Below are 7,796 nucleotides of genomic sequence, written 5' to 3' on the forward strand. Positions count from 1 at the left end.
TCCGACGGGTACGGGCGCGGGGAGGAACCGGACATATTCCTACGCTGGCCCCGCCGACCCCGGGCAGTCAACCGGCCACTTTCCCAACACGTACTTATGGGACATTCGGCGCGCCGAAGACGAAAAATGGGGCCTCATAGGCTGGTTGAGAAACGTCCCCCTGTATGTTCGGCTCATGAAAGAGGAGTACTCCAACTCCGCGGCATGCAGGATTCTCAGTATCAGCCGGAACACTGGCGTGCCCGGGAGTTCCGGCGCTTCGGCAGGCAGCGACTTGTCTACACTGGATTGAGTGGCCAAAGTTAGCTTTCGCTGGGCATTTCCAGTCGAGGCTTTGGCTGCATCGGGAACGGCGTTGGGAGCACGCGCGTCGAATCATGAGTCGGAGGGAAGTGCCGCAGCGGGGAGAAGGCCTCGGCAGCGGGGGCAGGTCCTTCCGGGGGCCGGAGGGATTCAAAGTTAGGCAGGTGAACGCCGGTTAGGCTCGTGCTTCCTGCGGGGCCTGCTGTTCTCCCTCCTCTGGTGACACTTCGGCGGCAGACACTGTTCCGGGGGAACCGGCACACTGAAGTTACCCGCAAGAGAGGGTCTCCGGGTCATCTCTAACCTTGCACACGTGCGCGATCCTGCTCGAGACGATCGACTACGCCCACGAACGGGAGGCGTTCAGAAACCCGATCGGCTCGCACCAGTACAAAAAGTTCAAAATCGCCGAGCTCGTCACCGAACTCGACGTCGCGCAAGCCTACATCGACGCGCACAGCCGCGGCAAAATCACCTCGATTGATGCCGTCAAAGCCAAGGAGCGCGGATGTGCAGAACGGGATTCTCGACGCCTGCCTGCAGCTCCACGGGGGCTTCGGCCACATGAACGAGTACCGTGTCGCGCGGGGTAAGGACGCACGGGTCACCGAAATCTGGGCCGGCTCAAACGAGATTATGAAGGAGTTGTTCGGGCGTGATCTCGGCTTCTGATGGCGTGCTGCTGGAAATCACTTCAAAGACAGACGCCGCTGCGGCGCTGCATAACGGCCTTCGCTGAATACGGGTTTCCGCCGAGCGGCTCTCCGAGGTCACCTGCCGGCTCGGCGAAATCCAAGACGACCCATGGCGTTCCACAGGCAGTCGCCCAGTCGCCTTCGGAACGCTACGGATTCGAGCATCCGTTTCCACGAGATGTCCGAGGAGGGGTCATGACGGTGCTTGCCTTCAATATCTTCGTACTATACATTAAACCAAACGATCGTTTGTGTGCTGACGCCTCCGACTTGATCGTATAGATGTCCTAAGCGGGAAGGCGAGCACCTCCGCGTCCCCGCTGCTTAGCTATGAACAAAGGAGTTCACTGTGCTCACCGCCCGCAAGCAGACCATCATGACCGCGGTAGGCGTTGTCGCGATTACCGGCATTCTTCTCGCTGGTTGCTCCCGGGGGGGGGAGGCAACCGGGAGCGGCAGCCTTGCCGACCTGGAGCCAATCGAACTCGTCGTGCACGACCTCAGTTCGGAGAGGGGGGCTTCTGCTCAGGGCATGCTCGCTTTTCAGGCCGAGGTCACCGAAAAGACGGGCGGAAAGATCACGTTCGAGAATTTCTGGTCGGGTTCACTCTTCGGTGGGCCTGACGCGTTGACAGGCGTCGGGCACGGTGTGGCTGACATCTCGGCTTACGTGTTGCAGTACGCACCCCAGTCCCTGCCGGCCGGCAACTGGTTCACAAACGCGGGTTCTATGAGCGCCAAATCTTACCCGGGCGGCTACCTCCAGTCGATGGGAGCGACCGTCGAGAACTACAAGGCTACCGGTCTGATCTCGAAGGAGCTAGCTGATCATAATGTGGTGGAACTCGCGATAACCGGTGGTTACCCACAGGACATGATCTGCAACGAGTCGATTACCACGCCGGAGGACGCGGCCGGCAAGATTGCACGCACGGCCGGCTCGCCCTTCCAGGGGGAAGTCGAGTCTATCGGCATGTCCAACACCTTTTTTCCCCTCGCGGAGACCTATGAAGCTTTCCAACGAGACATGATCGACTGCGTCGTGTCACAGCCGTCCTACATCACATCCGGGTTCTGGGATGTCGCGAAGCACTACCTTCCGGTTGGGTTGAGCTCCGCCATCGGGTTCGGCTGGGTTATGAACAAGGACACTTGGGAGAGCTTCCCGCTTGAAGTGCGACAGATCTTCCACGACGCCCTCCCTACCCTTCTCATTGAGTTCATGCGCGCCAGCGCTCAGGAGTTCGCCACCTTGGCGAGCGAGGGGCCGACGGAGCATGGCTTGCTGTTCGAAGATGTCTCGGAGCTTATGCCTATCGTCCTCGAGCGTCAGCGGAGTACCGTCGCCGACCTTCCGGCCTCCGCCCCGGTGGGCGTGGAGGATCCGCAGGGTCTGCTCGACGGTTACGCGACTGCGTTGGAAAAGTGGGCAGGGCTTGTCGAGGACCAGATCGGTGCGGATGTCAGTAACGACCAGAGCACTGAAGCACTCATCGATGCGATGGCCACGACCGTCGAAACCGTCGATTGGGATGTCTATCGAGAGCTTCTCGTGGACGGGCTCGCTCCATATCGTCCGATCAAGTGACCGCGAGGGAACGACCGCGTCAGGGCTGCGCAGGGACTCTGGTCCCTGAGTCGCCGGACTCGGGTACCAGTCCCTCGTCCCGCAAGCGACTGTTGAGGTGTGGCCGTAGGACGAGAGCCATGGCATGGCCGCGGGCTTGCCGGGCCATACCGTCTGCTGAAGTCGGGCTGAGACGTGGTCTATTCGACGGCGTCGTCGCTTTGTGAGAGGAGAAGTTCAATGACAGCATTTGATGGCGCGCCCACCCGTGTCCCGTGGACGAAGTGGATCGATGGTCTGAGCGTCCTGTTAGCGGTTTTGGGAGGAGTCGCAACTGTTGCTCTTATGCTCAATGTCGTCGTCGGCGTTATTGGGCGGTTCTTCTTCGACCGCACGCTTCCTGGCACACTCGACTTCACGCAGTTCGCCTGGATGCCGGTACTCGTCTCACTCGGCTTGGGATACGCATTGCTGCGTGGGGAGCACATTCGAGTCAATCTGCTCACAGCTCCGACGGGCCCACGCACCCAACGGGTCATCGAAATCGTCTCCATAGCCTTTAGTATCGCCGTGACGGCGCTTCTCTTCTGGTTCAGCATTGAGAAGGCGATGGACGCCACAGCCTTGGGAGAGAAGGCTGTCGGTACACCTTGGATGGAGATTTGGCCATATCGATGGGTGATTGTCGTCGGTTTGTTCGGGCTGCTGTTGCAGATGATCGCCAGCGCGGTGAGAGCAATCACGGTGGAGGAGTTCCACGCGCTCGATGAGCATGAAGAAGTAGCGGCGCTCGAGGCGGAGGAAACTGTGTTTGACGAGTTGGAGGCTCCAGCGGCCGTAGGTGAGAAGGCGGAAGATCGGTGAACACGACGGTAGGTGAGAACCCCAACCCGCCCACGACAAAGTCTCCAATCGATTTGAAGGACGCGCTAAGAGCGAGGCGATTCACCATCGGTCTTGTTGTCACCGCCGTGGTGACCGTGCTCCTGACGTTGTACTTGGTCGTCATGCCGACGAACAAGCTAATCATCGGGTTCGTGGTCATCCTGCTCAGCATGACGTTGATGCTTTTCAAGATCCCGATCGGCATCGCCATGGCGGGAACCGGCATCCTCGGCCTCTACGTCCTCATGGGTCCGAATGCAGTTGTGGGCACGCTGAAGGAGATAGTCTTCACTTCTTTTGCCTCGTGGTCGTTGAGCGTCATCCCGATGTTCGTGCTGATGGGTGTAGCTCTGGGCAAGAGCGGACTGATGGCCGGTGCGTACGACTCGGCGCGAAAGTGGCTGGGGTGGATGCCGGGAGGTCTCGCGGTCTCAACGAACTTCGCCGGGGCCGGGATGGCCGCCACGAGTGGAAGCACGATCGGGATCGTATACGCGATCGGACGAGTGTCGATTCCGGAGATGATTAAGTCGGGCTATCGACCCAGCTTGGCGATGGGTGCAACGGCCATAAGCGGAACCCTGGGTCAAGTGATCCCGCCTAGCGTCATGCTTGTGATCTATGCCGGCGTTGCTGAGACCCCGGTCGGACCGCAACTGCTCGCGGGCGTAGTTCCTGGCCTGCTCCTGGCGTTGCTCTTCACGATCGTGATCATTCTCTGGGCATGGATCAGTCCTCAATCAGCCCCTCGTGGCGAGTCGCACACATGGAGGGAACGCTTCGCTTCCCTGGTGCACCTGATACCTGTTCTGCTCATCGTGGTCGTGGTGCTTGGTGGCATCTACGGGGGTGTCTTCACGGCGACTGAAGCAGGGGCGTACGGCGCCCTCATCGTGCTGATACTCGGGCTGGGACAGGTCCTTCGAAGAAGGAAACAGCAGCTCAGAAAGAATGCAAACGCGGTGCCTACTCGCCGTTTGGTCGGGTCGTTCTTCTCAGGCACCCTCATAGAAACGGTTTCCGCGGTTGCTGCCATCTTCCTGTTGCTTCTTGGAGTACAGATTCTCACGCGGGTGATGGCACTGAGCGGGCTGGCGCAATGGGTAGGCGACACTGTCGTAGGCATGGGCTTGACTCCAATCCTATTCCTCTTGATGCTCATCCCCGTCTACCTCATTCTTGGCTTCTTCCTTGACACGTTGGCGATGATGCTCCTCACGATCCCAGTGTTCCTCGGTCCATTGGAGGCGCTGGGGATCGACTTGATCTGGTTCGGAGTATTCCTCATCGTGCTGGCAGAGATTGATATGGTCGCACCACCATTAGGGATACTCGATTTCGTCGTCTTGGCGTTGGCACAATCCTCTACGAAGGGGATGGGACTCAAGTTGAGCATCACCGATGTCTTCAAGGGCGTGATGCCCTTCATCGCCGCTTGCATACTCATGCTGGTGATACTCGTGATGTGGCCGGATCTTGCGCTGTGGCTACCAGGCATATCGTCAGCCCAGTAGCCGCGTACTGACTTGTCGCTCAACGGCCCGCTCGATGGCTCCCACGGGCCGGGCGGACAGGTAGTCTAGGGATCCTTCTATGTTCGTCAAGCCGGGCTGGCAGCTGTGCCGGTGGTGTTGAGGATCCGGTAGATCTGGCGGGCCAGGTAGCGTTTCAGGCAGCGGCGGATCTCCTTGGTGGTGCGGCCCTGGGCCTGGCGCCGCTCGAGGTAGACCCGGGTCTGCGGGTCATGGGTCATCCGGGTGAGGACGGCGATGTGCAGGGCCCTGTTCAGTCGCCTGTCGCCACCCCGGTTGAGGCGGTGGCGGACGGTGTTGCCCGAAGACGCCGGGATGGGGTTCACCGCGGCCAGGGCGGCGAAGGCGGCTTCGGAGCGGACCCGCCCGTGATGGGAGACCACGCGGTGAGGCAGATGGCGGCGATCTGCTCGTCGAGCTCGACCACGCGCCTGGCCAAGCGGATGGCCTCGGCCCGGGCGGTTGTGGTGCCCAGGTCTTCGTCGCGGGACCGCCACCGGGCTACCGTGGCGATCTGCGTGCGGGTCAGCGGTTTGCGGGCATCGATTCCGAGTTCGACAACCCGCAGCAGCGCGATCAGCGCGTTGACGGCGGCGGTGCGCTCGGCGCCCATGTGGTCACGGGCCGCGACCAGGACGCGCAGACCGGCCCGGACGCCTTCGGCCAGGCGCGGGCGGCGCAGCTGGCCGGAGTCCAGGGGAAGGACGGTCGCGGCGATGTGGTGTGCGCCCAGGGCGTCTGACTTGCCCAGGCCCCGGTTGCTCCGCGCGTTCATCCGTGCCGCTTCGCCCACCTCGTAACCGGCCTGCCCGACTGCGGCGGCCAGGCCGGCACCATACGATGCCACGCCCTCGATCACCCACAACGCGGCCAGATCACCACCGATGCGGCGCGCCACCCAGGCGATCGCGCGCGCCATGCCGATGGCCGTGGTGGGGAACCGGCCGGTGTCGAGGACTTCCCCGGTGGCGGCGAGGACCGCCAGGACGTGGTTGCGGGCGTGGGTGTCGACTCCGATGACGAACGGGTGAACATGGGCGACTATGGTCATAGCGGCTCGGGTCCTTCCTACTCCAGGGTTGATGGTCCGGCCGCTGGCGGCCGGCGCCGGTCCGGGTAGGAGTCACCGCGGGGCAGTACTGTGATGAGTCACGCCCGCAAGGGCGGACAGCCTTCTGATCAGGTCACCGAGGTGGGCCAGGACGACGCCAGCCGCCCCGCCTCGGACGGACAGATCCCTAGCAGGGCACCCCGAAGGGGCCGAGCGTGTCTTGAGTCACGACCAAGGGCGGGGCGACCAACGTCAACCCTGCCAGCCGGTCCCAGACCAGCCACCCACAAGACTCACAGCGTGTCTCCCATATCGGTGGTGAGTCTCGCGGGATGCTTGCCGGATGAGGTCGACGGGTTCGCGGTATCGGGTGTTCACGGACGAGCAATGGAAGCGGATAGCGTCGTTGTTGCCGTCGATCCAAGGGCGGCGCGGGCATCCGTTCGGTGATGACCGTCGGGTGGTCGAGGGGATCGCGTACCGGTTTCGGACCGGGATCCCGTAGCGGGATCTGCCGTTCCCGCGGCGGGTTGACGACAAAGATCCACCAGGCCGTCGACGGTCACGGCCGGCCGTTGGCGATGGTCATCACCGGCGGCCAACGCAACGACAGTGCGATGCTTGCCAAGGTTCTCTCCGAGATCCGCGTGGCACGCCTGGGTGTAGGCCGTGCCCGCACCCGCCCCGATGCCGTGCTCACAGACCGCGCATACGCGACTGGCATGATTCGTAAGGAGATACGACGACGCGGGACCACGGCCGTCATTCCCGACAAACGCGACCAGGCTGCCGCACGCAAGCGGCGCGGCAGCCGTGGCGGGCGGCTATCCGGATTCGACGAGAACGCGTACAAGGGACGCAACGTCGTCGAGCGGTACTTCGCTCTCGCCAAGCAATGGCGTGGCATCGCGACCCGCTTCGACAAACTCGCCATCACCTACCGCGCCGGCGTCACGATCTGCGCCATCCTCACCTGGCTACGCCTAATGGGAGACGCACCCTAAAGGGGTTAGGCGGCTTCGGCGGCCTGCCAAGGACGCCGGCCCGGGGCAGGACCTCGAAGGTATGCATTCCCTCGGGCTTGGCCACGATTTCGAGGGTGATCCCGAGCAGGTCCCGGGCGGTTTCCAGCAGCTTGCCGGCGTAGCCGCCATCGGCCCATGCCTGCACGAGCGAGGGCATCCTCGCCCGGGATTTTTCCAGAACCAGTCGCCCGCCGTCGCGGTCCTGCTTAGCTGGCCGCGGTCACCAGCACCACGACCAGCAGTCCGGCGGTGTCGGTGAGGATGTGCCGCTTGCGGCCGTTGACCTTCCTGCCCGCGTCGTAACCGCGGGAATCGCTCCCGACGGTGTCGGCGCCCTTGACCGACTGAGAGTCCACGACCCCGGCCGAGGCCCGCCGTGTCCCGTCCGGCTGCCTGCCGGACCGCCCCGCGCAGCGCGTCGTGGATCGCCTCGGTGGTGCCGTCCGCGTTCCAGCGCTGGAAGTACCAGTACACGGTGTCCCAGGGCGGGAAGTCGTGGGGCATCATCCGCCATGCGCACCCGCTCCGGGTCACGTACGCAGATGGCCTCCACGATCCGCCGGCGCGGATGGACCGCCGGGCGTCCGCCGGTCTTCACCGGCACCAGCGGCTCGATCAACTCCCACTGTCCGTCGGTCAGGTCCGACGGGTACGGGCGCGGGGAGGAACCGGACATATTCCTACGCTGGCCCCGCCGACCCCGGGCAGTCAACCGGCCACTTTCCCAACACGTACTTA

The 7,796-nt window shown here is 63.0% G+C and carries 5 protein-coding genes and 4 pseudogenes; 7 read left to right on the forward strand and 2 right to left on the reverse strand.

Going from position 1 to position 7,796, the window contains the following annotated elements:
- From AC5RW2_RS39065 to AC5RW2_RS39090, 6 genes and pseudogenes are all read left to right on the forward strand, one after another.
- On the forward strand, nt 1–292 hold a 292-nt coding region (locus tag AC5RW2_RS39065; protein ID WP_494075192.1), incomplete at its 5' end, for a hypothetical protein.
- Between the two features lie 316 nt (nt 293–608).
- Nucleotides 609–692: pseudogene (locus AC5RW2_RS39070) on the forward strand (hypothetical protein); the annotation flags it as partial.
- Nucleotides 693–813: 121 nt separating this feature from the next.
- On the forward strand, nt 814–975 hold the full coding sequence (locus tag AC5RW2_RS39075; protein ID WP_493986428.1) for an acyl-CoA dehydrogenase family protein: 162 nt from the start codon (nt 814–816) through the stop codon (nt 973–975).
- Nucleotides 976–1,347: 372 nt separating this feature from the next.
- On the forward strand, nt 1,348–2,586 hold the full coding sequence (locus AC5RW2_RS39080; RefSeq protein WP_493986427.1) for a type 2 periplasmic-binding domain-containing protein: 1,239 nt from the start codon (nt 1,348–1,350) through the stop codon (nt 2,584–2,586).
- 219 nt (nt 2,587–2,805) lie between these two features.
- On the forward strand, nt 2,806–3,429 hold the full coding sequence (locus tag AC5RW2_RS39085; protein WP_493986426.1) for a TRAP transporter small permease subunit: 624 nt from the start codon (nt 2,806–2,808) through the stop codon (nt 3,427–3,429).
- Nucleotides 3,426–4,964, forward strand: a complete 1,539-nt coding sequence (locus tag AC5RW2_RS39090) for a TRAP transporter large permease (protein WP_493986425.1) — start codon at nt 3,426–3,428, stop codon at nt 4,962–4,964. Before AC5RW2_RS39085 ends, AC5RW2_RS39090 begins: the two co-directional genes overlap by 4 nt.
- Nucleotides 4,965–5,050: 86 nt before the next feature.
- Here the strand turns inward: AC5RW2_RS39090 and AC5RW2_RS39095 are convergent.
- A pseudogene (locus AC5RW2_RS39095) lies at nt 5,051–6,033 on the reverse strand (IS110 family transposase).
- A gap of 343 nt (nt 6,034–6,376) precedes the next feature.
- Between AC5RW2_RS39095 and AC5RW2_RS39100 the strand changes: the two are divergent.
- Nucleotides 6,377–7,037: pseudogene (locus AC5RW2_RS39100) on the forward strand (IS5 family transposase).
- Between the two features lie 227 nt (nt 7,038–7,264).
- On the opposite strand, the pseudogene AC5RW2_RS39105 reads toward AC5RW2_RS39100, so the two are convergent.
- Nucleotides 7,265–7,417, reverse strand: a pseudogene (locus AC5RW2_RS39105) (transposase); the annotation flags it as partial.
- Nucleotides 7,418–7,796: the final 379 nt, after the last annotated feature.

It is taken from the genome of Arthrobacter sp. B0316-1-20 (assembly GCF_059091865.1).

What these genes read in the sequence shown, in the direction of transcription:
- AC5RW2_RS39085 (WP_493986426.1), top strand. Translation starts at nt 2,806, where the DNA reads ATGACAGCATTTGATGGCGCGCCCACCCGTGTCCCGTGGACGAAGTGG.